23 protein-coding genes are annotated in these 26,582 nt (G+C 49.2%); 9 read left to right on the top strand and 14 right to left on the bottom strand.

The window, feature by feature from the left end; all coding sequences use genetic code 11:
• Positions 1-3 precede the first annotated feature (3 nt).
• The gene (locus AC07OI_RS08950; protein WP_492704466.1) at positions 4-804 is read right to left on the bottom strand and encodes a PP2C family protein-serine/threonine phosphatase; all 801 of its coding nucleotides are present in this window, start codon (positions 802-804) and stop codon (positions 4-6) included.
• Positions 805-888: 84 nt separating this feature from the next.
• Between AC07OI_RS08950 and AC07OI_RS08945 the strand changes: the two genes are divergently transcribed.
• Positions 889-1,089: a YdcH family protein gene (locus AC07OI_RS08945; protein WP_492704465.1), complete on the top strand. Its 201-nt coding sequence runs from the start codon at positions 889-891 to the stop codon at positions 1,087-1,089.
• A 44-nt stretch (positions 1,090-1,133) separates the two neighbouring features.
• Entirely contained in the window at positions 1,134-3,125 is a 1,992-nt protein-coding gene (yoaA, locus tag AC07OI_RS08940; protein ID WP_495257176.1) for a DNA repair helicase YoaA, read from the top strand.
• A 91-nt stretch (positions 3,126-3,216) separates the two neighbouring features.
• On the opposite strand, the gene AC07OI_RS08935 is transcribed toward yoaA, so the two are convergent.
• The 6 genes from AC07OI_RS08935 to AC07OI_RS08910 form a co-directional block, all read right to left on the bottom strand.
• The gene (locus AC07OI_RS08935) at positions 3,217-5,280 is read right to left on the bottom strand and encodes a M13 family metallopeptidase (protein ID WP_495256966.1); all 2,064 of its coding nucleotides are present in this window, start codon (positions 5,278-5,280) and stop codon (positions 3,217-3,219) included.
• Positions 5,281-5,437: 157 nt separating this feature from the next.
• Positions 5,438-6,424 carry a peptide ABC transporter ATP-binding protein gene (locus tag AC07OI_RS08930; RefSeq protein WP_495257175.1) on the bottom strand — a complete coding sequence of 329 codons (987 nt, stop codon included), beginning with the start codon at positions 6,422-6,424 and terminating at the stop codon, positions 5,438-5,440.
• On the bottom strand, positions 6,424-7,440 hold the full coding sequence (locus AC07OI_RS08925; RefSeq protein WP_492704463.1) for an oligopeptide/dipeptide ABC transporter ATP-binding protein: 1,017 nt from the start codon (positions 7,438-7,440) through the stop codon (positions 6,424-6,426). The genes AC07OI_RS08930 and AC07OI_RS08925 overlap by 1 nt, the downstream gene beginning before the upstream one ends.
• A 13-nt stretch (positions 7,441-7,453) precedes the next feature.
• The gene (locus AC07OI_RS08920; RefSeq protein ID WP_492704462.1) at positions 7,454-8,404 is read right to left on the bottom strand and encodes an ABC transporter permease subunit; all 951 of its coding nucleotides are present in this window, start codon (positions 8,402-8,404) and stop codon (positions 7,454-7,456) included.
• A gap of 56 nt (positions 8,405-8,460) precedes the next feature.
• A complete protein-coding gene (locus AC07OI_RS08915; protein WP_492704461.1) occupies positions 8,461-9,465 on the bottom strand; it encodes an ABC transporter permease subunit in 1,005 nt (334 codons plus the stop codon).
• Positions 9,466-9,597: 132 nt separating this feature from the next.
• Positions 9,598-11,217: an ABC transporter substrate-binding protein gene (locus AC07OI_RS08910; protein WP_495256965.1), complete on the bottom strand. Its 1,620-nt coding sequence runs from the start codon at positions 11,215-11,217 to the stop codon at positions 9,598-9,600.
• 357 nt (positions 11,218-11,574) lie between these two features.
• Between AC07OI_RS08910 and AC07OI_RS08905 the strand changes: the two genes are divergently transcribed.
• Together AC07OI_RS08905 and AC07OI_RS08900 are read left to right on the top strand one after the other, a co-directional pair.
• On the top strand, positions 11,575-11,961 hold the full coding sequence (locus AC07OI_RS08905) for a hypothetical protein (RefSeq protein ID WP_495256964.1): 387 nt from the start codon (positions 11,575-11,577) through the stop codon (positions 11,959-11,961).
• Entirely contained in the window at positions 11,925-12,281 is a 357-nt protein-coding gene (locus tag AC07OI_RS08900) for a hypothetical protein (RefSeq protein WP_495256963.1), read from the top strand. Before AC07OI_RS08905 ends, AC07OI_RS08900 begins: the two co-directional genes overlap by 37 nt.
• A gap of 16 nt (positions 12,282-12,297) precedes the next feature.
• Here the strand turns inward: AC07OI_RS08900 and recJ are convergent, their stop codons facing one another.
• Together recJ and AC07OI_RS08890 are read right to left on the bottom strand one after the other, a co-directional pair.
• The gene (gene recJ / locus AC07OI_RS08895) at positions 12,298-13,986 is read right to left on the bottom strand and encodes a single-stranded-DNA-specific exonuclease RecJ (protein WP_495256962.1); all 1,689 of its coding nucleotides are present in this window, start codon (positions 13,984-13,986) and stop codon (positions 12,298-12,300) included.
• On the bottom strand, positions 13,983-14,906 hold the full coding sequence (locus AC07OI_RS08890; protein ID WP_495256961.1) for a hypothetical protein: 924 nt from the start codon (positions 14,904-14,906) through the stop codon (positions 13,983-13,985). The genes recJ and AC07OI_RS08890 overlap by 4 nt, the downstream gene beginning before the upstream one ends.
• Before the next feature lie 137 nt (positions 14,907-15,043).
• Here AC07OI_RS08890 and AC07OI_RS08885 point away from each other — a divergent pair, with 137 nt between their 5' ends.
• The 5 genes from AC07OI_RS08885 (at position 15,044) to AC07OI_RS08865 (ending at position 21,114) form a co-directional block, all read left to right on the top strand.
• Positions 15,044-16,300, top strand: coding sequence for a lipoprotein-releasing ABC transporter permease subunit (locus tag AC07OI_RS08885; protein ID WP_492704456.1), 1,257 nt, complete (start codon positions 15,044-15,046; stop codon positions 16,298-16,300).
• Positions 16,293-17,018, top strand: a complete 726-nt coding sequence (gene lolD / locus AC07OI_RS08880) for a lipoprotein-releasing ABC transporter ATP-binding protein LolD (RefSeq protein ID WP_495256960.1) — start codon at positions 16,293-16,295, stop codon at positions 17,016-17,018. Before AC07OI_RS08885 ends, lolD begins: the two co-directional genes overlap by 8 nt.
• 7 nt (positions 17,019-17,025) lie before the next feature.
• Complete coding sequence (locus AC07OI_RS08875; RefSeq protein ID WP_495256959.1) at positions 17,026-18,405, top strand: hypothetical protein; 1,380 nt, start codon at positions 17,026-17,028, stop codon at positions 18,403-18,405.
• A 2-nt stretch (positions 18,406-18,407) separates the two neighbouring features.
• Positions 18,408-19,139 (top strand): polysaccharide deacetylase family protein, encoded by a 732-nt coding sequence (locus AC07OI_RS08870; protein WP_495256958.1) that lies wholly within the window; start codon positions 18,408-18,410, stop codon positions 19,137-19,139.
• Positions 19,140-19,227: 88 nt separating this feature from the next.
• Positions 19,228-21,114 carry an MFS transporter gene (locus tag AC07OI_RS08865; protein WP_495256957.1) on the top strand — a complete coding sequence of 629 codons (1,887 nt, stop codon included), beginning with the start codon at positions 19,228-19,230 and terminating at the stop codon, positions 21,112-21,114.
• 134 nt (positions 21,115-21,248) lie between these two features.
• Here the strand turns inward: AC07OI_RS08865 and AC07OI_RS08860 are convergent, their stop codons facing one another.
• The 5 genes from AC07OI_RS08860 to AC07OI_RS08840 form a co-directional block, all read right to left on the bottom strand.
• Entirely contained in the window at positions 21,249-22,964 is a 1,716-nt protein-coding gene (locus AC07OI_RS08860) for a PhoH family protein (protein WP_495256956.1), read from the bottom strand.
• A 116-nt stretch (positions 22,965-23,080) separates the two neighbouring features.
• Positions 23,081-23,563: a peroxiredoxin gene (locus tag AC07OI_RS08855; RefSeq protein WP_495256955.1), complete on the bottom strand. Its 483-nt coding sequence runs from the start codon at positions 23,561-23,563 to the stop codon at positions 23,081-23,083.
• A gap of 36 nt (positions 23,564-23,599) precedes the next feature.
• A complete protein-coding gene (locus tag AC07OI_RS08850) occupies positions 23,600-24,535 on the bottom strand; it encodes a polysaccharide deacetylase family protein (RefSeq protein WP_495256954.1) in 936 nt (311 codons plus the stop codon).
• Positions 24,536-24,547: 12 nt separating this feature from the next.
• A complete protein-coding gene (locus tag AC07OI_RS08845; RefSeq protein ID WP_110253336.1) occupies positions 24,548-25,588 on the bottom strand; it encodes a bifunctional UDP-4-keto-pentose/UDP-xylose synthase in 1,041 nt (346 codons plus the stop codon).
• A gap of 57 nt (positions 25,589-25,645) precedes the next feature.
• Positions 25,646-26,572, bottom strand: coding sequence for a formyltransferase (locus AC07OI_RS08840; RefSeq protein ID WP_495256953.1), 927 nt, complete (start codon positions 26,570-26,572; stop codon positions 25,646-25,648).
• Positions 26,573-26,582 lie beyond the last annotated feature (10 nt).

Here is a 26,582-nt window from a genome sequence, read left to right as displayed (position 1 = left end):
AATTTATACTGCCCTGCGCATTTTTTGTACGGTATAGGTTTTGGCTTGCGCAGGCGGTTCTACCAGTTTGACTATCGCGAAGGTGCAATTGTCCCCGCGGCCGCTTGCTCTGTCCCTGGCTTTCCTGATCAAAAATTCTGAGGCCTGGCGTGGGCTATTGGCAGCAACAGCGGCAGACAATTCATGATCCTCAAAATAATGCCAGAGACCATCTGAGCACAGCAAAAAGCTGTCATGCGCTTTCAAGGGCGCATGCTCACCAAAGGTGATGTAAGGTGCAGTGGTGCTAGAGCCAAGTACGTTAACCAGAATATTTGATAATCTGTGGGTTTTAGCTTCTTCAGCCGTAATTTTGCCTTCGTCCACCAATTTTTCTACATAAGAGTGGTCTTTGGTTTTTTCGGCATAGTTGGGGCCGTCAAAGCGATACAGGCGAGAATCACCAACATAGGCCCAGATAGCTTCTTGCTGTGGGGTAATGACTAACGCGATTACTGTACTATGTGGCTCTTTCTCAGATGAAACGCCAGATAATTTAATGACAGTATGTGCTTCGTTGACGATATTTTCCAAAAGGCTACGAACATTATTGCCCGGGTAAAATTCATCAAATAATTGTTTTGCTGTGCGCACGACTTGTTCGGCAGCAAGGGCTCCACCGCTCTTGCCACCCATGCCATCAGCGACCACGGCCATAACATAACCTGGTGCATGTGGTGCCGCAAAAAGTGCTGTGCGGTCTTGTTGTTCCTGCCTGTCGCCGATATGTTGTCCGGTTCCAGCTTCGATCTTATATTGGCTCATACGTCTTGGTAGATTAAACTAACGGGATAAACCCAAAAATGGTCTTTCCTTAATTAAACTTTATTTTACTGCAACCAGAAGACTATGAGCCACCCAGAACAAATACTACAACGCATTATCGAGCTCGAGGTTGAACATAGAGACCTGGATGTGGTAATCGAGACCTTGATTAAAGATCCCTCTCATGATGAATTACAACTGCGGCGTCTTAAAAAACGCAAACTGCAGTTGAAAGATCATATTACATTATTAAGAATGCAATTGACACCTGATGTTCCTGCATAATTATCCACTTTTCCTTAGCTTTATAGTTAGTTTCTGATTGCCTCATTTTGACTGAACCACTTGCCACACCGAATGCAAACGGCATTCACGATACAGAAGTAGAACATATTTTTGGCTTGACCGGACCATTAAGTGCATCGGTGAACGGTTATCGCCCGCGACAGGCGCAAACAGAGATGGCAAAGGCTATCGCCGATGCCATCGCGGGACAAAAAACTTTACTGGCTGAAGCGGGAACTGGTACTGGGAAGACCTACGCTTATCTGACCCCCGCGTTATTATGGGGCGGCAAGGTCATTGTCTCTACAGGGACTAAAAACTTGCAGGATCAGTTGTTTTTGCGCGATATCCCCACCATACGTAAAGTATTGAAGGCACCGGTATCAATTGCCTTGCTCAAGGGCAGGGCAAATTATCTGTGTCATTACCATCTTGAGAGAACCATACAAAATGGCCGCCTGAGTTCACGAGAAGACGTTGGCTATTTGCGTGACATCAGCCGTTTCATAAAAACCACAATGACTGGTGACAAGGCAGAACTGGCACGTGTGCCAGAAAATGCCTCGGTCTGGGGCCTGGTGACTTCGACCAAGGATACCTGCATGGGCTCGGAGTGCCAGTATTATCAAGACTGCTTTGTCATGAAAGCGCGTAAAGAAGCGCAGCAGGCAGATGTCGTTGTGGTGAATCACCATTTGTTTTTTGCCGATGTGGCCTTGAAAGACACCGGCATTGCTGAACTTTTGCCTTCAGCAAATACAGTCATCTTTGATGAAGCCCATCAGTTGCCAGAAACTGCCACCCTGTTTTTTGGGGAGACGGTATCGACCTCGCAAGTGCTGGAGCTTTGCCGTGATGTGCTGGCCGAAGGTTTATCGCATGCACGTGATGGCGCAGAGTGGGCCAAGCTGGTGGCGCCGGTTGAGCGTGCCGCACGCGATTTGCGCCTGGCCTTCCCGCAAGACATAGTGCGCTATTCCCTGGACCAGATTGCGCCTTCCAGCCCCTTTTTTGAGGCGCTGGAGACCTTGAAATCCAGTATGAGCGACATGATTGCCGTGCTGGAGAAACAGGCAGAACGTGCCGAAACTTTAGAGCAATGCCGCGCACGTTCGATTTTGCTGGCCGAGCAATATGAAAAATGGAGCGCCGCCGATGACGGTAAATCCGGTGATTACGTGTTGTGGGTAGAGGCGTTTTCCACCTCTCTGCAATTGCATCGCACGCCTTTGTCGATAGCTCCTATTTTTAACAAACAACGCGAAGGCGTACCACGCGCCTGGATATTCACTTCCGCCACCATGGCGGTAAAGAATGACTTTAGTCACTATGTGTCGCAAATGGGCCTGTGGGATCAGCCAGCCCGTACCTGGCCCAGTCCTTTTAACTATCAGGAGCAGGGCTTCCTGTATGTGCCAAACGGCATGCCGCAACCCAACTCTTATGAATACATGGATGCTGTGATTGACGCAGCCTTGCCCGTCATAGAAGCGGCTGGCGGCAAGACATTTTTGCTGTGCACGACTTTGAAGGCAGTGAAACATAGTGCCGAACGCTTGCGCGATGAATTCCAGAAGCGCGGCCTGAACTTCCCTCTATTTGTTCATGGTGACGCAGGCAGAACAGAGTTATTGGATCGCTTCCGTGCAGCTGGCAATGGCGTGCTCATCGGCAGTCAAAGTTTTTGGGAAGGTGTAGACGTTCGTGGCGATGCCTTGTCCCTGGTCATTATCGATAAACTGCCATTCGCACCCCCAGATGACCCGGTATTGTCTGCCCGCATAGCAGCGATGGAAAAAAAAGGTCTCAACGGTTTTGTTCACCATCAATTGCCGGAAGCGATTATCAATCTCAAACAGGGCGCTGGCCGCCTGATACGCGATGAGGGTGATAAAGGTGTATTGATGATTTGTGACCCGCGTCTGATCTCAAAACCCTATGGCAAGCGCATCTGGCAAAGCCTGCCCAGCTTCGCACGCACCAGGGAATTGGCGGATGTGCAGGCATTTTTCAAGAAGATCAAAAATCCCGAATAATTAGATTTACTCGTCAAAAGAATCTATCGTTGCAGATAAAAAAGGCAGCACTGAAAACAGTGCTGCCTTTTCCATGTTCGCTATACCTGGATTACCAGATACTTACACGCTCAGATGGTGTCAGGAACATCTTGTCACCTTCCTTGAGTTTGTAGGCATCATAAAAACCCGGCATATTGCGCAAGGTGCCATTCGCACGGATTTCACCTGGAGAGTGAGGGTCAGTCTTCAAACGCGCAATCATTGCCTGGTCACGCATTTTTCCGCGCCATACCTGAGCAAAACCCATAAAGAAGCGTTGATCACCCGTCAGACCGCCAACTACTGGAGCTGGTTTGCCACCAAGTGACAGTTTGTACGCCTTATAGGCAATGGCCAGGCCGGAGTTGTCGGCAATATTTTCGCCCAATGTCAATTCACCATTCACGTTATAGCCAGGGATGGGGCTGAATGCGCTGTATTGCTTGACCAGCACTGCAGTCTTGGCAGCAAACTTGGCGTGATCTTCTTTCGTCCACCAGTCACGCAGATTGCCCACGCCGTCATATTGTGCACCCTGGTCATCAAAACCATGGCTGATCTCATGACCGATAACGGCACCTATGCCACCGTAGTTGACTGCATCATCTGCTTTGGCATTGAAGAATGGTGGTTGCAGAATCGCTGCCGGGAAGACGATTTCATTGAGTTCCGGATTGTAATAAGCGTTGACGGTTTGTGGCGTCATACCCCATTCATCACGGTCTACCGGCTTGCCCAGTTTGTTCAGTTCAAATTGTGCAGCATATAAGCGTGCATTGCGCAAATTACCAACGGCATCACCTTTGGTGATGGTCAGACCAGAGTAATCACGCCATTTGTTAGGGTAGCCAATCTTGGGCATGAAAGTCGCCAGTTTTGCCTGCGCTTCTTTCTTGGTTTCCGGGCTCATCCAGTCCAGTGTGTCTATGCTTTGCTTGTAGGCCAGCAGCAGATTGCCAACCAGTTTCTCCATTCTTGCTTTGCTTTGCGCAGGGAAGTGTTTGGCGACATACAGTTTGCCCAGGCTCTCGCCAAGAGCAGAATCAGCCAGGCGCACACCACGTTTCCAGCGTGCTTCCTGAGCTGGAACACCTAACAGGATCGTGGAATTAAAGGCAAAATTTTCATCGCTGAATTTTGTCGGGAGCTGTCCTGCGGCAGAGCGCAGGATATGCCATTTGAAATAAGTTTTCAGATTGTCGAGAGACGTATCTTGCAAAATCTTGCTCAGGCCGGTGAGGTAGCTAGGCTGGCTGACAATGATGTAATCAATTTTGCCTTTGGCACCCATTTCACTCAGGTAGGCGTTCCAGTCGTATCCTGGCGTCAGGGCGTCCAGTTTGTTGATCTCAATTTTATTGTAGGCCTTGACCGGGTCACGTAATTCAACCTTGGTCCACTGTATTTTAGCCAGTTCTGTTTCCAGGGCGAGGATGTCAGTTGCATGCTTGGCTGCGTCTTTATCGCCAGCCAGTGTCAGCATTTTCTCTATATGTGTCAGGTATTTCGCGCGGAATTCTTTCAATTTCGCGTCGTCATTATTCAGATAATAGTCGCGATCAGGCAAACCGAGGCCTGATTGAGTGATATCGAGTACATATTTGGTAGAATCCTTATTATCCTGGTGAATCTGGAAGTCATAAGGCGCGCCTATGCTGGCACGGTTCAACCAGGCCATCAGGCCAGGGATCTGCTTTTTATCTGTCATGCCATCTACTTTGGCAAATTCAGTTTGCAATGGTTTCAAACCCAGGGAATCAATGTGCGCTATATCCATATAACTGGCATACATGTCCGCAATTTTTTGTGCATCCGTACCTGGTTTGTTTTTTGTCTTGGCCAGGTTCTCGATAATGGAATGCAGATGCGGGATAGTCGCTTCGCGCAAATCCATGAAAGCACCGGCAGAAGACCTGTCAGAAGGGATTTCCGTATTTTTTAACCAGCTGCCATTCACGTGACGGAAAAAATCATCCTGGGCACGCACTGCAGCATCATTATGTTTGGATTCTATGCCGGACAATAAGACCGATGTTGCAGATGCTGCTTTCGCTGGTTCTGCGGCTGTCGCGAGTTGGCTGCCAACTGTACCGGCGATCATCAGCGCGATAGCGCTAAGTACTTGTGCTTTCACTTTGGGGTCTCCTGGGAGTGAAGGTGAGGTTAACAATAAGGCAGCCATCAAGGCCACCTGGAAATTGCTGCAAAAACAAATAAAGCCCTTGCAGCAGTCGCTTAGTCTGAGTAAGACTGCGAGAGTTTAACGAAGTTCGCCATATTTAGTAAAAGTTTTAGGTAATTTCTTCCACTCGGTGGCAAGCGACGAGCCGGTTGTCAAATGGGCGCAATAGGGGTATTTCTTGACGGCATCTTTCATTCGCATGCGGGCAGCGATTATTGAAGGCACATCCGGGTGGTGGGGCTAGCGGCGAGGGCAATTCGCCGTCCAGCATCATTTTTTGCTGGCGTTGCGCCGGATCTATACGCGGAGTTGATGCCAGCAAAGCCTTGGTATAAGGGTGTAACGGGCTCTGGAAAATGCTTTGCTTGTTGCCATGTTCTACGGTTTTCCCCAGGTACATGACCAGAACATCGTCGGCTATATGCTCAACTACTGACAGGTTATGTGAGATGAACAGGTAGGCGACACCATTTTGTTGTTGTAAATCCATTAATAAGTTCAAGACTTGCGCCTGGATTGATACATCCAATGCAGAGACTGGCTCATCGGCGACGATGACCTCAGGATCAAGCATGAGTGCCCGGGCAATCGCTATGCGCTGCCTTTGCCCACCTGAGAACATATGAGGATAACGCCCGTAATGTTCAGGACGTAGTCCCACTCGTGCCATCATTGCCCTTGCTTTTTCTTCTCGCTCTTTGGCTGACAGATGAGTGTTGATGATCAAGGGCTCTTCCAGCATGGCACCCACTTTTTTACGTGGGTTCAAACTGGCATAGGGGTTTTGGAATACCATTTGCACCAAAGGCCGGACTTGCTTGAGCGTGACTTTATCGGCGTGGGCAATATTTTTACCACCCATCCATAATTCGCCGCTACTGGGCGTCTCTATCATGGTGATCTGGCGGGCGAGGGTGGATTTGCCGCAGCCAGATTCACCAACCACGGCCAGAGTTTTGCCGGCAGTCAGTTCGAATGAGACACCGTCCAGCGCCTTGGCCATTGCTTTGGGTTTGAGAAAACCTTGTGAGACTGGATAATGCTTGGCCAGATTTTTTGCTTCCAGCAATACAGGTGTAGTAGTCGTATTTTGCATCATGCTGCCTGATCAATTTGTGTAGCCTGCCATCCATTGCCTGGTATACCTTGCGCATCCAGAGGGAAATGACAACGTACCTGGGCGTTCGCCTGTCCTTGCAACTGTGGCCTTTCGATTTGACAGCGCTCCGTTGCATAGCTGCAGCGTGGCGAGAGCAGGCAGCCTGTTGGTCGGTCATATAGACCAGGTACTACACCAGGTATGGTTTGCAGGCGCGTCTTGCCCAGATTATGTTCAGGCAGGGCCGCCAGCAAAGCCTGGGTGTAAGGATGTCTTGGGGTGTCGAATATTTCTGGTACGGTACCTGTTTCCAGCACCTGGCCGGCATACATCACGACAACACGCTTGGCAGTCTGGGCAACTACGGCCAGGTCATGAGTAATCAGCATCAGGGCCATGCCGCGTTCACGCTGCAATTGCAGTAATAATTCCAGCATTTGCGCTTGTACAGTAACGTCCAGCGCAGTGGTAGGTTCATCCGCGATCAGCAGGCGCGGGTTGCAGGCGATGGCGATAGCTACCATCACGCGCTGGCTCATGCCACCGGAGAGTTGGTGCGGATAAGCATTCATGCGCCTTTCCGGGTCGGGGATGTCGACTTGCTTCAATAAAGCCAGCGCCTTGGCGCGCAAGTCTTTTTCCTTGCCTCCCTGATGCAGGCGCAGGGTTTCCATCAACTGAAAAGCCACGGTATAGCAAGGGTTCAGGCTGGTCATGGGGTCCTGGAAGATCATGGCAATATCCTTGCCCAGCAATTGCCGCCTTTCCTTGTCTTTCATCTTCAGCAGGTCGCGGCCATCAAATTCCATCTGGTCTGCCCGCACACGTCCAGGGAAATCGATCAACCCCATCAAGGCCAGTGAGGTGACACTCTTGCCTGAGCCTGATTCGCCGACAATGCCAACCACTTCACCTTGTTCTATGAACAGATCAAGACCGTCAACTGCCTTGAATGGCTGAGTTTCTGAGCCAAATTCAACGCGCAAATTTTTAATATCCAATAATGGTTTCATGTTGAATCTTCGTTCAGCGTTTTAACTTGGGGTCGAGTGCATCGCGCAAGCCATCACCCATGAGGTTAAAGGCCAGTACGGAAATCAGAATCGCCAGACCAGGGAAGGTAACTACCCACCAGGCGCTTTGTATGAATTCCATGGCACTGGCCAACATTGAACCCCATTCAGGCGTAGGTGGTTGCGCGCCAAGGCCCAGGAAGCCCAGAGCTGCCGCATCCAGGATCGCTGTGGAAAATCCCAGCGTAGCCTGCACAATGATGGGGGCAGCGCAGTTAGGCAGCACACAATTGAACATCAGACGCAAATTGCCAGCGCCAGCGATGCGGGAGGCGTTGACGTAATCCTTGTTCAGCTCACCACTGACTGCTGCACGCGTCAACCTGGCATATGAGGGCATGAGGACAATCGCAATTGCGTACATGGCATTCATCAGGCCAGGGCCGAGTATCGCTACGACTGCGATTGCCAGAAGCAGGCTGGGCAGGGCTTGCAGGATATCCATGAAGCGTACGATGATCGTTTCCAGCATGCGTGCAAAGCGCCCGGTCCAGCTGCGGGAAAACCCGGCGATCAAACCCAGGGTGACGCCAACACTCATGGAAAGGGTAACGGATACCAGGCCTATGATCAATGACAGGCGTGAACCATGAATAAGGCGAGATAAAATATCGCGGCCAACCGGATCAGTACCCAGTATGAATTTACTGCTGCCGGTTGCTGTCCAGGCAGGCGGGGTTAGCGTGGACTCCCTGAATTGTTCTATCGCAGAATGCGGCGCTATCCATTCTGCAAACAGGGCACACAGGCTGAGTATACCAACCAGCACCAGGCCGATAACGGCACCGCGGTTTTGCTTGAAGTAATGCCAGAACTCAATCAGAGGGTGGGGTGGTGCCAAGTTTGCCGCTGTTGCTGCAGTACTGGCATTCACTGTACTGGCAGGTAAATTGGTATTGCTCATAATTCTGCGATCAAATCTTTTAAGTGATGAGTGAAGTTACACATGGCTGCATTGTATTAATGGCGTATACGTGGATTGATCACGCCATACAACACGTCCACAATCAGGTTGACTGTGATGACGATGGTGGCAATCAGTAATATGCCACCTTGTACGGTAGGGTAATCACGCCTTTGTATCGCTTCAATCAGCCACTTGCCTATGCCTGGCCAGGAGAAAATTGTTTCAGTCAGGATGGCACCGGCCAGCAATGTTCCCACTTGCATACCGATAACGGTGATGACAGGTATCAGCGCATTGCGCAAGGCATGCACCCAGACTACCCGCATCCATGACATACCTTTGGCACGCGCAGTACGCACATAATCTTCCTTGAGCACTTCCAGCATCGCTGAACGGGTCATGCGGGCAATTACAGCCAGTGGAATAGTGCCAAGTGCAATTGCAGGCAAGATCAAATGCATGACAGCTGATTTAAAGGCACCTTCTTCGCCTGACAGCAGACTGTCAACCAGCATCAGGCCAGTCACATGGGGCAGGTCAAACAGAATATCAATACGGCCAGACACCGGCGTCCAGCCCAGGGTCACAGAAAACATCAGAATAAGCAAAAGTGCCCACCAAAAAATAGGCATGGAATAACCAGTCAGAGATGCACCCATGACAGAATAATCAAGAAAGCTATTGCGCTTCAATGCGGCCAGTATGCCCGCTGGCAGTCCCAGCACAACCGCAAAAATAATCGCACAAAGCGACAATTCCAGTGTTGCCGGGAACAAGGTGAAAAATTCTTTGCTGACCAATTCTTGCGTGATGATGGAGCGCCCCAGATCACCCTGCAAGACTTTACCCAGATAAGAAAAATACTGCTGATATAAAGGCTGATCCAGTCCATACAAATGCATGAGACTGGCATAACGCTCGGCATCCATGCCGCGCTCGCCCGTCATGGCTTCGACGACATTACCAGGTATTAAGTGTATCAATGAAAAAACCAGCAGCGTGATGCCAAGGAAAGTGGGGATCACTACACCCAGGCGTCGGAGAATAAAACCCAGCATCGAAAAACCTTTTTCAAACAAAATTCATCAGGACAACAATCAGTTTCAGATAATGTGAAAACTGCGTGTCAGATACAACGGTGGCACCAATTTGCAAATATCTTGCAAATTGGTGCCACGCGTGGGTAATGCTTATTTATCCAAATCTACTTTTTTAAAGTAATGATGAGCGGTGGAATCCATTTTGAAACCAATCACATTCTTGCGCACTGGGGTGTAACGCAAAGAGTGTGCCAACAGGAGCAAAGGTGCCTCTTCGCGCACTATTTCCTGTGCTTTTTCGTAAAGCTTGGCTCTTTCTGCTTGTTTTGGTGTCAATTTGGCTTTTTGGATCAAGTCTTCATAATCCTTATTGCACCACCTTGGAATATTACCGCCACCTTTGACTGCTTCGCATCCCAAAATTGGCTCAAAGAAATTATCCGGGTCGCCATTGTCACCTGACCAGCCAAACATCATGGAATGCTGCTCGCCAGTCTTACTGCGTTTTTTATACTCAGTCCATTCGTAGGTCGTGAGCTTGGTTTTGACTCCGACTTTGGCCCAGTCTGCCTGTATCAATTCGGCCATGCGCTTGCCGTCTGGATTGTAAGGGCGAGATACTGGCAAATACCAAAGTTCAATTTCCAGGCCGTTTGCATAACCAGCCTTGGCCAGCAATTCTTTGGCCTGCGCTACATCGTAAGGATATTCCTTGATCTTGTCGTTATACGACCACATGGTCGGCGGGATGACGTTCTTGGCGACTTGCCCTGTGCCTGCATAAACAGATTTCAATATCGACGCACGGTCAACGGCCAGATTCAAAGCCTGACGTACCAGCTTGTTATCAAAGGGTTTTTTCTCTACGTTGAAGCCGACATAACCAATATTCAAACCTTGCTGTGACAACAGTTTGATATTTGGATCGCTCTTCATCAACTCCACATCTGCCGGTTTCGGCAAAGCCATGACATGACATTCACCCGCCTTGAGTTTGGCATAACGAACCGATGCATCGGGAGTAATTGCATACACCAGATTGTCGATTTTCGGACGACCATCCCAGTAGCCATCATGTGCCTTGTAGCGGATGATGGCGTCTTTTTGGTAGGACACAAACTGGAAAGCACCTGTACCGATGATTTCTTTGTCTATCAATTCTGGTGTTCCGGCAGCCTTCATTTTCTGCGCATATTCAGCAGAATGCACTGACATGAAATCCATCGTCAGTGTGGCGAGGAAAGGAGCTTCTGGACGTTTAAGTTTAAAACGCACGGTCAGGTCATCGACTTTTTCCAGCTTGTCGACTATCTTGGCTATGCCCAGATCCTGGAAATAGGCATAGGTTTGTCCGGGTGTATTTTTATGGAAGGGATGATTTTCATCTGCCATGCGGTAAAAGCTGAACAGGATATCGTCAGCATTCAGGTCACGGCTGGGCTTGAACTTGGCATTAGTATGGAACTTGACACCTTTGCGCAGTTTGAAGGTATACGTCAGGCCGTCAGCAGAAATATCCCAGGATTCTGCCAGGGCAGGGGTGATATTGGTGGTGCCGGTTTCCATTTCTACCAGGCGGTTATACATGGGCACTGAGCCTGCATCGGCTGTGGTGCCAGTGGTAAAGAATTGCGGATTGAAACCTTCTGGGCTACCTTCAGAGCAAAATACCAAAGTCTTTGCTGCCATCGCTGCGCCAGCATGCAAACCTGCAAATGCGCCAATGACAACCAAAGCGCCAGTCTTCAACAGCCAATTACCTTTTTTCATCCAGACTCTCCACAGTGAATAAGTACCAGTAAAAACGACAAAACGATTGTGCCATAGCCGACCGCACAGATTTTTGTATTGTGCAGCAATTCGATAAGATTTGTATTATTTTGTTACAAGCCCGAAGAAAATTTTGAAAATAAAACGACCAAACCTGAATGACGCTATTGTGTTGATTCACTTGCAAAGAAGATTTGCCCGATGTTGCAAATATGATGCACTGCGATGGATGGATTTTGTCTCCGTGCCGATGGAACCAAAAGATATATTTCAGTATCGAAGTTCTATATAAGTACAAGGTATAAGCAGCTACAGAAAAACAAAAAGAATTAATTTAAGAATTTAATTTAAAAATTCATGCATTCCATTATCGAAAAAATCTTCAAGCCTGATGGCACAATAGTAGAAGTTTTTGCAGAATTTCCTGCTGGAGCCGGGCCATTTCCCGTATTGATTATTGCGCCAGGTTTGCGCTATGACATGCACAGACCAGTCATTACGCAAGTTGCCAGCCATTTGTTGATGCAAGGTTTTGCTGTATTCCGGTTTAACTGGGCTTTTTATATAGCGGATCCTGTCCATGGCCAACCGGCGGATGATCTGGCTGCTGAGCTGCAAGACTTGAGATTGGTATTGAACTTGCAAAAAAAGATGCGCGTATACAGCAAGAGCAAATATCTGTTGCTGGCAAATCTTTTGGTTCCATCGTGGCCTGGCGAGTTTTTCGCGATGACGTTGCTTTGAAAAATTGCGCCTTGTTGACGCCACTATGCACGGCAGCAGAATCAGGAGGAGATGAACTAAGCCTTGTCAAAGAAAATTATCCAGGTGCTGAACTTGAGGGCAGGCCGGTTCTTATGCTTACCGGAAATGCAGATCCCCATTGTGAGCTGGCAACGCTGCATCAATTTGCGGCAAGTACATCAGCGAAGCTCAATATCATTGAGCTGGACGGTAACCATAGTCTGGAAATGCCAGATGCCGATGCGGCGACTGCGGCCAGCAAATTTGATCGTAATCTACAATTGCTGGCTGAACATATTCAAGAGTTTTTGTTGGAATGAAGGATTGAGGGCAACATTAATCTATATGCTCAACCATTAACTGCACTCTGGTAACGCCATTGTATTCATTGGCATCCAGCCTGAAGGCGACATGCACATTTTCAGACAGGCTGTCAGTGTGGCCGAACCAGATCGCGTCATAGCGCAGCTTATTTTTTTCCAGCACCAGCTTTAAATGGCGTTCTTTCAATATTCTTTGCGAAATCAGTTTAAAGTCATCGCAAAATATAGGGGGAGGAAAGCCTTGCCCCCATACCTGGGTATCGAGCAACCGGATAAAGTCTGTCGTGTAATAGGCATCTTCCAGTGGACCATCTGTTTCTACGACACGTTCAAGCTGGTGTGCTTGTAACCAGCTTTTTCCTACAGATTCAAAAGCTTGCTGGAATGCAGGGAAGTCTTCAGCGCGTAAAGTCAGGCCCGCTGCCATCGCATGACCGCCAAATTTTTGTATCAGGCTAGGGGCGTGTTTGGATACCAGATCAAGTGCATCACGCAGATGAAAGCCAGGTATGGAACGGCCCGAGCCTTTGATCAAGCCTTCGCCACCAGGCGCAAAGGTGATGGTCGGACGGTAAAACTTGTCTTTCAGGCGCGAGGCAACAATCCCGATAACGCCTTGATGCCAGCTTTCATCAAACACCGTAATGGTATTGCTGTCTTGTGGCTGGAAATCATCAAGGTGCAGCAAGGCCACATCCTGCATCTCGCGCTCTATGTCTTTGCGGTCAGCATTGATGCTATTTAATTCCTGAGCGATTTGCCAGGCGCGACCTTCGTCATCCGTAGTCAGGCATTCTATGCCCAGCGCCATATCAGCCAGGCGACCAGCAGCGTTCAGTCTTGGCCCCAGGGCAAAACCAAGATCAAAGGGACTGGCATTGCGTGGTTCACGACCAGCTACGCGGAATAAGGCTGCGATCCCGGTGCACATGCGGCCAGCGCGCATGCGTTTCAGGCCCTGCGCTACCAGGATGCGGTTATTGGCATCCAGTTTGACCACATCGGCAACCGTGCCCAGAGCGACCAGATCCAGCAAAGTATCCAGCTTGGGTTGATTTTGCTGGTCGAATACGCCGCGTTGGCGCAATTCTGCCCGTAAAGCCAGCAATACATAGAACATGACGCCGACCCCAGCCAGGTTTTTGCTGGAAAAGCCGCATTCTGGCTGATTGGGGTTGACGATCACGGCAGCATCCGGCAGATGATCGCCTGGCAAGTGATGATCGGTGACGAGCACGGCAATCCCCTGTGCATTGGCCGCTGCAACGCCATCTACACTGGCGATACCATTATCGACGGTGACGATGACGTCTGGCGATTTCTCTTTTTGCGTCAATGCGACGATTTCTGGCGTCAGGCCATAGCCATATTCAAAGCGATTCGGGACGATGTAGTCAACATTTGCCCCCAGCATGCGCAGCCCGCGCAAGCCTACTGCACAGGCAGTGGCACCATCGCAGTCATAGTCGGCCACGATGACCAGCTTTTTATTTTGTGCGATGGCATCTGCCAAAAACTTTGCAGCCTGGTCTATATGCAAGAGCCCGGCTGGTGGCAGCATGGCATTCAATTCGGTACTGAGTTCTTTTTCTCCTGTTGCGCCGCGTGATGCATACAGGCGAGCCAGAACAGGATGCAGGCCATTCTGGCGCAACATTTCAGATTCACGGAAAGGGCAGGGGCGTACAGTAATGCGTGTCATGAAATCGAAAATAAGTGATGTAATGAGGGTTTGACCCAGAATTTGCGCAAGGACCAGGGTGTCAGATTAAAGCTGGCTATTCTGTGGGCATCGCTGAAGGTCAGTTTCAAACCGGGGACCTGTTTATCCTGCAAACCTGCCAACAAAGGAGAAAACCAGTTTTTTTCCAGATCATGCATATTATCCAGCCATAACGCCCAGTCGTTATTGATGGCAGCTTCGCATAGGTTGCCGAGCAAAACTGGTGCTTGCTGGTCCCCCGCTGGCCGCTTGGACAGGTACTGCGTGAAGTCAGTTGCCAAACTAACTTGCCTCAGGTCTGGATTCAAACTCTGTGCCCCACCTGATATCCAGACAGAATTGATGACTTTAGCACCGCGCATTTCACGCTGAGCATTGATGTCATGGGTGAACCACTGCATTTGTATTTCATTTTGCAGTTTGCGCCAGGGGCGTTCAAATTCGCCTTTAGGCATCCAGATATCAATATTATGGCCGCAAGCGGCGTCTACTGTGGCTGTTTGCAGACCTACCCAGTCGTCAGCGCGCAAAAACCAGGTCTGCGCGTCACCAAACAAGAGTTGCAAGTCCAATTCTTCACAGCTTGCCTTGGCTTGTTCAAACAACGGGCGGGATTCGGCCTCACTAATATTCAGGCGTCGCTGATCTGTCAATACCAGGTGATCACGGGCAATATGAATGTGGACGGGCTGCAGAATGAACCAATGCCCAGCATCAGGTGTCAGACCGCAGGCTGTCATCTTGTTCCAGGCAATGGCCGGACTATTTGCTTTTTCCTTTGGAGGAAACTGGTCAGCAAGCCAGTATTCATAACTAAGCGCGCGTGAAAAATCGTCTATCGTCTGTGTCTGGGCGCTGCCTGCGCAAGCGATTAACCTGGCTAAACCAGGGGTACGCATTTCTTTTAACAGGTCTTTGGCAAGGCTTGCTGGCGGGATCCCGAATGGGATTATCAATTCTAAATGGTTCATAGTGCTGTATTGTAGGGCAAACGTATGGCAAACTGCTGGCTGCCTTCACAACAAGTGTAAATGCAGTGAAAAATCTCTCTTTTGAATGGCTGGTTGGCTTGCGTTATACGCGTGCCGGGCGGCGTAGTGGTCGTAATGGTTTTATTTCTTTTATCTCGCTGATTTCCATGGCGGGCATAGGGCTGGGTGTGGCAGCCATGATTGTTGTTATTTCAGTCATGAATGGCTTTCAGAAAGAAGTGCGTGACCGTATGTTGTCCGTGCTGGCCCACGTTGAAGTCTTTGATGCCAGCGGTGCCTTGCCTGACTGGCGCTCGACTGCGCTGGAAGTGCAAAAAAATCCTGCGGTCACAGGGACAGCCCCCTATGTTGATGGCCAGGCCATGATCATTCGCGAAGATGTCATGCGCGGCGTCATCTTGCGCGGCATCCTGCCGGAAGAGGAGCCCAAGGTCTCGGATGTCGCCAGTAAGATCAAGTATGGCAAATGGGCTGATCTCAAGCCGGGCGAATTCAATATCGTGCTCGGTTCTGCACTGGCCAATAGTTTGCGGGTGCGCATAGGCGAAAAAATTACCCTGGCAGCACCTGAAGGACAAATGACACCGGCAGGGGTAGTGCCCCGTCTGAAAGCATTCAATGTGGTGGGGATATTTGAGGCTGGCCATTACGAATATGATTCCGGCATGGCATTCATGCATATAGAGGATGCGCAAAAATTCTTCCGCCTGAGTTCGCCTTCCGGCCTGCGTCTGCGTATAAAAGAAATGCTCAAGGCACCTCAGGTAGCGCTGGATTTGTCACGTACCCTCTCTGGTGACCTGCTGATACGCGACTGGTCACAACAGAACAAGGTGTATTTTGCTGCGGTAAAAGCAGAAAAAACCATGATGTTCATCATCCTGACGCTGATCATCGCCGTGGCTGCTTTTAATCTGGTTTCTACCCTGGTCATGACAGTGACTGACAAGCAGGCCGACATCGCCATCTTGCGCACCCTGGGTGCAGCACCTTCATCCATCATGAAAATATTCGTGATACAAGGCACTATCGTCGGTTGCCTGGGTACGCTGTCTGGTGTGGGCCTGGGCTTGTTGATCTCCCTGAATATTGACGTCATCGTGCCTTTCATAGAGAGTATATTGGGTATACAGCTGCTTTCCAAAGAGGTGTATGTCATCAGCAAGTTGCCATCGGATGTACAGTTATCCGACGTATTGACTATCGGCAGCGTTGCCCTGATCCTGGCAATGCTGGCCACCATTTATCCTAGCTGGCGTGCTTCACGCGTGAAACCTGCGGAGGCATTGCGTTATGAGTGATCAAGTATTGAGTAAAGAACAGAACAAGCAAAGTAATGAGCAAGAAGCAGTTTTATCCTGCAGCAATCTGGGTAAGACATTTTCGCAAGGGCTGGAATCTGTCAATGTATTGAAAGAAATTAACCTGAGTGTTTTCAGGGGAGAACGGGTTGCCATCATTGGTGCTTCTGGTTGCGGCAAGTCTACTTTGCTGCATTTGCTGGGCGGCCTGGATGCGCCCAGCAAAGGTAGCGTGACTTTGCAAGGCAAGGATTTTGCCAGTCTGAATGAAACTGCCCGTGGTACTTTGCGTAACCATGCTCTTGGTTTTGTTTATCAGTTCCATCATTTATTGCCGGAATTTTCAGCATTGGATAACGTCGCCATGCCACTCATCATTCGTCGCATGGCAAGAACTGAAGCACAAAAAATAGCACAAAGCATTTTGGAAAAAGTGGGGCTGGGGCATAGACTTAAACATGTGCCCGGTGAGTTGTCCGGCGGCGAGAGGCAGCGTGTGGCTTTGGCGCGTGCGCTGGTAACCCAGCCGGCTTGTGTGCTGGCAGATGAGCCTACTGGCAATCTGGATGGCAGTACGGCACAACAGGTATTTGCCTTGATGCTGGAATTGTCGCGTACTCTGGGTACAGCTTTTGTTATTGTTACCCATGATGCAGAATTGGCCGGGCGCTGTGACCGTGTTTTTCGTTTAACTGACAGTGGCCTGCAATTACAATAGAAATGGCATGCAAAAGACAAGTAAAATGAATGGCAGGGTGCGTAGTAAAGTATCCCGCATATCTCGTTTTTCTACCAGATCAGGTGGCTGGCTAGTGCTTGGCTTGTCATCAGTATTGACTCCATCTGTATGTGTAGCAGATACAGTGGAGTTGGTATTGCAACTGGAAACTTCACTGACCAGTGACAGTAATCCATTTCGATTTTACGAGCAAACTGCCAGGCCGGATCAAGCAGATCAGCCAGAGTCTGCACCGGATAAACAGTTTCGCGACCGTGACAGCATTACTGGTACTGATATAAGAGCAGGTGCCATTCTCCCCATTTTGTCTGACCGCACCCGCCTGATTTTGACAGGTTCGCTTGGTAAACGACACTATAAAAATTATAAGAACCTTGACCACAATTTGAAGGCTGCCGACGCTACTTTCGAATGGGCTGCCGGCAACATCGTTAATGGACAGGTGACTGCTGGCAAAGAAGACAGATTATTCCAATACATTAACGGCAGCCTGACAGATAAAGATATCTCGCACCAAAAACGCGCAGCTGCCAATGTCAACTTTAAACTGACGGATGAATGGTCTGTGAATGCCAGGGTAGACAGGGCTGGCCTGAATTATGATTTGCCACTGAACCAGCTATATAATTTCGATGAGCGCGGCAGGCAATTGAGTGGGCGCTATTATGCACCGACCGGTTCCAGTGTAGAAATCGGTACGCGCTTGTCGGAAACCAGTTTCCCGGACAGGAACGAGCAGGATATTGCTGATCTGGATAAGGCCTATAAAGAGTCAGAAGTTTTTATCGATGCAGAATGGCGTTATAGCAGTAAATCGGTTACCAGCGCTCATCTTGGTGTCATCAAGCGTCAGTACGATGTGCTGACTGAGCGAAATACCAATTTATCGAATATCCTGTGGCGTGGTACTTATCATTACTCTCCTAAATTGCGTCTTGACCTGCAATTGTGGGACCGGCCTTTTACCATTGTAGACCGCACTGTCGTTTATGTACTTAGTAAAGCCATGCGCTTTGATGCGCAGTGGAAGTATTCAGACAAATCACAAATGAATTTCTCTACGCTTTTGCAAAATAGCGATAATGTACTTGTGCCTCGTCTGGCAACGCTGGCCGATGGCACATCGCGCAAGGAAAAACTGATGCGCATAGGCTTGGGTGGCGCTTATGAATTTGAGCGTGGTTTCCGCCTGGTTCTTGATAGTTTTTATGAAAAAGTACAGCGTGAGTCTGACGGTGTGAATCTGAAACAGGCAGTGATCAAGCTGGGCCTGGAATATACCTATGAAAATTTACCGGGAAGTAATTCGCGTATGGGTTTGAAACGCTACCAACATTCCTTAAGTGCTTCGGATAGTTTGCGCTGATCATGGGGCTAACACAAAGATTAAGCCGTTTCGCGGCACGCCACACAGCAAATCGCTGGTTGCCATTGAACAAGGGCAGGGGAGTAGTCAGTTTCAGTTTTGATGATGTGCCAGCCAGTGCCTGTCATCAGGGTGCCATGTTGCTGGAGTTGTATCAGACACGCGGCACTTTCTATATATGCGGCAGTTTGACCGATGGTGTCGAGCAAAATCAGCCTTGCCATAGCGTTCAAGATTTACAGCGGCTGCTACAAAACGAGCATGAAATTGGTTGCCATACCTATTCTCATACAAATTGCGCCAATGCTACTTCCAGTTTTCTGTCGGAGGACTGGGAGCGCAATCAGGCTTTTTTCAAACAGCATGGGATCATTAATCACGGTTTTGCCTTTCCCTTTGGCGCCTACGACCTGGGTAGCAAGCTGGCGGCTGCCAAACGATTTTCATATAACCGTATCACTGGCGGAGGTACCCAGACGGGACGAGCCGATTTGTCTGCATTGCGCGCGCAAGCCCTGTACTCAGCCAATAACAATGTCGATGAAATTGGTGCTTTAATCAAGCATACTGCCACAGTAGGTGGCTGGTTGATTTTATATACCCACGAAGTAAGTGAAACCCCCGGCCCATGGGGGGCAACACCCGCTTTGTTGGAAAACGCCTTACGGACGGCAACGCAAGAAAGCTGTCAGATATTGCCAGTTCATAAAGCAATTGATTTTTTTCTTTCCTGATCGTGTATATGGTTTTTACTCAATTCAGACTTGGGTAAGTTACAATTCTTGCGGTTTTAATCTAAATTTCAGGTAGCAGACACCATCCATGAGCCAACATAGCCAGTTTACCCTGCTGTCCCAGCGCCGCTTTGCTCCATTCTTCTGGACTCAGTTCCTTGGCGCATTCAATGACAATGTATTCAAGACAGCCTTGCTGACCATACTGACGTACGACGCATTGTCTTGGACTGACATGAACGTTGGGTTGCTCAATAACTTGATTCCTGGCTTATTCATTTTACCCTTTGTGCTGTTTTCTGCGACTTCAGGGCAGCTGGCCGACAAGTTTGAAAAAGGCAGCATGGCCCGCAAGGTCAAGTTGCTCGAGATTGGCATCATGTTGGTGGCTGCCGTAGGCTGGCAGACACATAATCTATGGCTCCTGATTGCTGCTGTGTGCGGCATGGGCATACATTCCACTTTGTTTGGGCCTGTCAAGTACGCGTACTTGCCTCAGCATCTGAAGACAGATGAACTGGTTGGCGGTAATGGACTGATAGAAATGGGCACCTTTGTTGGCATCTTGCTGGGTGAAATTTTGGGCGCCATGCTGGTGGTGCATAAGCCCTGGGGCACAGAACTGGTGGCTGGTGGTGCGATAGTCGTCGCCATCATGGGTTACCTGACCGCCCTGCGTATCCCAGACTCGCCAGCTCCTGCACCGGAATTGAAAATCAACTGGAACCCGGCGACAGAAACTATCAGGAATATCAGTTTCAGCAAACAAAACCGTCCGGTATTTTTATCCCTGTTGGGTAACTCCTGGTTCTGGTTCTATGGTGCCATCGTTCTTGCGCAATTCCCGTTGTATGCCAAAGATTATCTGCATGGTGATCACAGTGTCTTCGTACTCTTGCTGACGATTTTTTCTTTTGGCATTGGTGCCGGTTCTTTGTTGTGCGAAAAGCTCTCTGGTCATAAGGTGGAGATTGGTCTGGTGCCGTTTGGTGCCATAGGATTGTCCGTATTCGGTTTTGATCTGTATTTATCCAGCATCAGCTATACCAATATCGCCACCGTAAGTGCAATGGAATTTGTCAAGCAAACAGGCAGTCTGCACATTTTGTTTGACATCACGATGATAGGTATTTTTGGTGGCCTGTATATCGTTCCTCTGTTTGCTTTGATACAGACACGTTGCGACCCAAAACATTTGTCACGCACAATAGCAGGCATGAACATCCTGAATGCCTTGTTCATGGTGGTTGCCTCATTGTCCGCTGTGGCAATGCTTGACCGGGGTTTCACGATACCGCAGATCTTCATGGCGACAGCCATACTCAATGCCATCGTGGCGATTTATATCTTCAGCCTGGTGCCAGAATTCCTGATGCGCTTTATTGCCTGGCTGCTGATACATACCATCTACAAGGTCAAGACCATCAATACTGACCGTATACCAGATGAAGGTGCGGGCATACTGGTCTGTAATCACGTCAGCTATATGGATGCCATCGTCATCATGGCATCAAGCCCGAGGCCAGTACGTTTTGTCATGGATCACCGGATATTTAAAATACCTTTCCTGTCCTGGGTATTCCGTACTGCAAAAGCGATTCCTATCGCGCCGGCAAAAGAAGACCCATGGCTGATGGAAAAATCTTTTATCGATGTCGCCCAGGCTCTGCATGAAGGTGAACTCGTTTGTATTTTCCCTGAGGGTAAATTGACAGCAACAGGTGAACTGAATGAATTCAAAGGCGGCGTCATGAAGATACTGGAGCGTAGTCCTGTTCCTGTCTATCCGCTTGCTCTGCGTGGTTTATGGGGCAGTGTATTGTCGCGTGATAAAAGCAATCCTTTTGAGCGCGCTTTCCGTCGCGGACCATTTTCCAAGTTGGAATTGGTGGTGGGTGATGTCATGCCGCCACAAGATGTGACACCTCAGATTCTGCAGGAAAAGGTCAGTGAATTGCGTGGGGAATGGAAATAAATTTGGATGCCAGCTTAACCTTTAAATTGATTTAAGCTGATTCAATTAAATGAAATTAAATTAAATGAAAAAATGGCGCATCCAATATTGGATGCGCCATTTTTATTTGCTACAGTTTTACTGCGTGAGCCCGATTATAAAATCTCGCTCGCGTGATCTGCCAGACGAGAACGCTCACCACGTGCCAGTGTTACATGGCCGCTGTGTGCCCAACCTTTGAACCTGTCCACGACATAAGTCAAGCCGCTGGAACCTTCAGTCAGGTAAGGCGTATCGATTTGGGCAATATTACCCAGGCAGATGATCTTGGTACCTGGGCCCGCGCGAGTTACCAAAGTTTTGACCTGCTTAGGTGTCAAGTTCTGTGCTTCGTCGATGATGAGGAATTTATTGACGAAAGTGCGGCCACGCATGAAGTTCAGGGATTTGATCTTGATCTTCGAACGTATCAAATCCTGAGTGGCAGCACGCCCCCAGTCACCGGCATCATTGTCGGACTTGTTGAGCACTTCGAGATTGTCGTCAAACGCACCCATCCAAGGCGACATTTTTTCTTCCTCTGTACCTGGCAGGAAGCCTATGTCTTCACCAACCGGCACAGTAACGCGTGTGACGATGATTTCATTATAGGTTTTGGTTTCCAGAACTTGCGCCAGACCTGCTGCCAGTGCCAGCAAGGTCTTGCCTGTGCCAGCCTGACCCAGCAGGGTAACGAAATCGCATTCCGGATCCATCAACAGATTCAATGCAAAGTTTTGCTCACGATTGCGTGAAGTGATGCCCCAGACGCTATGCTTGATATGGCCATAGTCGCGCAAGGTTTGTAGTACTGCAGTCTTGCCGTTGATTTGTCTGACCTGACCATAGAAAGACGCTTCGCCATTCTTGGGTTCCAGGTAAACGAACTGGTTCACCAGCAGGGAAGGGATGACCGGGCCAGTAATACGATAGAAAGTCGTGCTCAGACCATTGCGGTTTTCTTGCCAGGTTTCTATGCCCTTGCCATGCTTGTTCCAGAAATCATCAGGCAATTGCACGATGCCTGAATACAAGAGATCTGAATCTTCAAGCACGTGGTCATTGAAGTAGTCTTCAGCAGGCAAGCCCATGGCGCGTGCCTTGATGCGCATATTGATGTCTTTTGACACCAGCACCACTGGGCGACCTGGCTTTTCTGTTTCCAGCGCACGAACTACACCAAGTATCTGATTATCAGCCTTGCCTTTAGGCAGACCGACTGGCAGGTCGGCACTTTGCAGCTTGGTCTGGAAGTACAGGTGGCCCTTGGCATCCTTGTTACCCAGTTTGGATAACAAGATACCTTTTTCTATATCGTGATGATCGATATCACCTACCAGGGCATCCAGAGAACGTGATACCTGGCGCGCATTGCGGGCAACTTCTGACATGCCTTTTTTATGATCATCCAGTTCTTCCAGGGTGATCATGGGCAGGTAGACATCATGCTCTTCAAAGCGGAACAAGGATGAAGGATCATGCATCAGGACATTGGTGTCGAGTACAAACAGCTTGGTGGTGCCGGATTTGTCTGCGGCACGGCTGGTGCCGGACTTGACGCGGCTGTCATGGGTTTTGGCCTTGCTTGCAGCAATGGCTGGCAAAGTTTTGGCGACGACTGCGGGTGTCGTTTTTTCTGCAACAGGTTTGCTGACCACTGCCGGGACCGTGGCTACTTTCTTTCTTTGTGGTGCCGGGGCGACATCTATGGTTTTGATTTTCTCTGGCGTTGCGGATTTTATTGTTTTGGCTGGTTTGCCTTTTTCTGCCTTCGGATAATCCTTGGGTGAAAGCAGTGCTGCTGGCTTGGTCGGCATTTTTGGCAATGGCATGAAAACCTCAATCAAAAAGTGAGAGCTGAAAAGTTAAAAGCCGTTAAGGACATACCAGCATTGCTGCTGGCACTGTCTTTCACGGCTTTTATCAAGAGTAATTCTGGAGAGTTCAATTAAGTTTGGGCGCTCACAAATTCGAGTACTTCGTCTACGTGTCCTGCTACTTTAACTCCACGCCATTCTTTCACTAATTTACCATTGCCGTCAATCACAAATGTGCTGCGCTCTATGCCGCGCACCTGTTTGCCATACATGTTCTTCATTTTCATGACATTGAACAACAGACACAAGGTTTCGTCAGGGTCAGAAATTAACTCGAAAGGCAGGCCTAATTTATTTTTAAAGCCTTCGTGAGAGCGCAGGCTGTCACGGCTGATACCAAAAACGTCAGTATTAGCTTGCTGGAATTGTGGGTGCAAGTCACGGAAGGCGATACTTTCCGTGGTACAGCCCGGGGTATTGTCTTTTGGGTAAAAATAAATAATGATATTTTTACCAACATAATCACTTAATTGAAACGCTTTGTCGCCAGTCATGGCGGCGGAAAATTCTGGTACCTGGCAGTGCAGTGCGGAAGGGGTCTCAGCCACTTTCATCTCCTTGGTTAGGGGTGGAGAAATGTTGCTGACTGACTAGATCAGGGCGACCAGCTCTCCGGAACGGCCTGGCAAGCTTGCCCATGACAATGGACGTGTCGGTAAGTCACTATTCTTGATGGACGCATAGTAGTCCGCCATGGAAATACAACGATAACCTTGCTTGTGCCAGCCTGTCAGCAATTCCTCGAATATGGGGGCGAGTTTTTGTCCTTCAAGCTCTGCATGTAAGGTAAATACATGATCTTTTGGATTTGCTGTCAGTTTCAGTATATTGGCTGCGATATTTGACTCGCTAATGACATTGCCAGCGATGTCGCGTCCCAGCAACTCATCCAGCGTGGGCAGGGTAGTTGGCATCTGTATGCAGGACATGACATTACTGTCGACTTGCAGGCGATAAGGGCCAGCATCCGCATCGGCGAGGCTGCCATCTACATTGAGCATGGCGCGCCCGTCAGATGCGTATTGCATGCCGAACTGGTCAAGCTGGGCAAAAGCGTGATCATTCATTTGCCAGCCAGCCGCACCATGAGTTTTTGGTGTTGCGCCAAAAATCTGCTGGAAGCGCTGGTGAGCTTGCAGCATCTGCTTGCGCGTCCAATCCAGGTCACGCACCCGCACATTATCTTGCCAGACTACGTGATCCCAGGTATGGACGCCGCATTCAAAACCGGCATCACGCACTGCCTGCATTTCGGTTGTGCAACTGCCTATATCCGGCGCTGGCAGAAATACGCCATACATCAGGGTCTTGAAACCATAATGTTCCAGGACCGAAGTGCGCGACACTTTTTGGAAAAAGCCAGGGCGAAATGCCCTGCGCAAGGCCCAACCAGTGTGGTCCTTGCCCAAAGAAAACAGGAAAGTTGCGCCTGCATTATGTTTCTTGAGAATGCGCACCAGGTTAGGTACGCCTTCTTTAGTGCCGCGATAGGTATCGACGTCGATCTTGAGAACGATGGTAGGCATGTAGTCCAGTAATTAATCCATCAAGGCGCGTGCTTCAGCTACCTGGCTGCGGTAAGCGTCGAAAATATTGCGCATGGTGTCTGGCATGGTTGTCACTGGCTTCCAGCCCAGTTCTTCACAGGTATTGGTGATTTTCGGTACGCGATTTTGCACGTCCTGGTAACCTTTGCCGTAGTAGGCAGCAGAAGTGGTTTCTGTCAGTTCTACTTTTTTGGCTGTTTCAGCATACTCAGGATACTCTGCAGCCAGATCCAGCATCATGTGTGCCAGTTCGCGGATGGAGAAATTATTGGTCGGGTTGCCGATGTTATAGATTTTGCCGCTGGCTACGCCGTTTTTGTTATCGATAATGCGCATCAGGGCATCGATACCATCGTCGATATAAGTGAAAGCACGTTTTTGCGCGCCGCCATCCACCAGGGAAATATTTTCACCACGGACGATATGACCAAAGAATTGCGTCACAACGCGTGAACTGCCTTCTTTAGGTGTGTGGATGTTGTCCAGGCCAGCACCGATCCAGTTGAATGGACGGAACAGGGTGAAGTTCAGGCCTTCCATGCCATAACCCCAGATCACGCGATCCATCAATTGCTTGGCGCAAGAGTAAATCCAGCGTGGTTTATTGATAGGGCCGCAGATCAGTTCAGATTCTTCAGGATCAAATTCTTCATCATGGCACATGCCATAGACTTCAGAAGTCGACGGGAATACCAGGTGCTTGCCATATTTTGCAGCGGAGCGAACGATAGGCAGGTTGGCTTCAAAATCCAGTTCAAATACGCGCAGAGGCTGTTTTACGTATGTGGAAGGTGTCGCGATCGCAACCAGAGGCAGGATGACATCGCATTTTTTTACATGGTATTCAACCCATTCTTTATTGATGGTGATGTCACCTTCAAAGAAATGCATGCGTGGGTGATTGATCATGTCGCCCAGACGCTCGGTTTGCATGTCCATGCCATACACTTCCCAGTCTGTGGTTTCCAGAATGCGCTTGGACAAATGGTGACCGATAAAACCGTTCACGCCGAGTATGAGGACTTTTTTCATAATGAATTCTTTTTAAAGTAAATGTTGATTGCCAGTTCAGATGCGCAAAGCGAGGGCTTATGCCGCTTGCTTCAATAGGGTCGCTAATTCCTGCGCCCCCATGATTTTGCCATCCATTAACAATTCAATAATATGCAATGCCCGGCCATCGCCGCACACGCCAAGGACGTTATTATCTACTACATGTAAGCCTGTCGGCAAATTTGCCGCATCAGTTTTGGATAAGCGTGCTTTTCCGATAACAAAACGATGACCAGCCTGATCGGTAAAAGCACCAGGGTAGGGGGGGGCTACTGCTCTATGCAGGTTATATACCTGTTGCGCCGTTTGTTGCCAGTTGATGCGCCCGTCTTCCGGTTTGCGTCCACCAAAATAGCTGCCGGCAGATAAATCGTTAGTCAAATGCGTGGCGGTCCCAGCTATCAAATCCGGTAACGCAGTCCACAGGCATTGCTCTGCTGCGACAGTCAATTTGCCAAATACTTCATAGGCTGTGTCGTCCGGCAAAATAGGTGCTGATACTTGGGCAAGAATATCACCTGCATCAGGCTTCAAGGCCATTTCATGCAGGGTGGCACCAGTTTCAGTCTCACCATGCAAGACTGCCCAGTTGACAGGTACACGACCACGGTATTTAGGCAGCAAAGAACCATGCAGGTTGTAAGCACCGCGCTTGGCCAGTGCTAATACATCCAGCGGCAGCATATGACGGTAATAAAAACTGAAAATGAAATCAGGCGCTATGGCTGCTACCTGCTCTTTTAGCTCAACTGATTTTGGATCATCGGGCGTGATACAAGGTATGCCTTGCTCACGGCACAAATCGGCCACTGATTCAAACCAGATGGTTTCTGCCGGATTGTCAGTGTGACTGACGACCAGTTTGACGGCTATGCCACGAGCCAGCAAAGTCTTGATGCAACGCACACCGACGCTGTGATAGGCAAAAACCACTGCTGTTGCAGGGGATGCTGATGTAGTCATCACTGCTTTC

The organism is Undibacterium sp. GW821-FHT07F11, from assembly GCF_059418665.1.
This window is presented reverse-complemented; position numbering and strand designations above follow the sequence as displayed.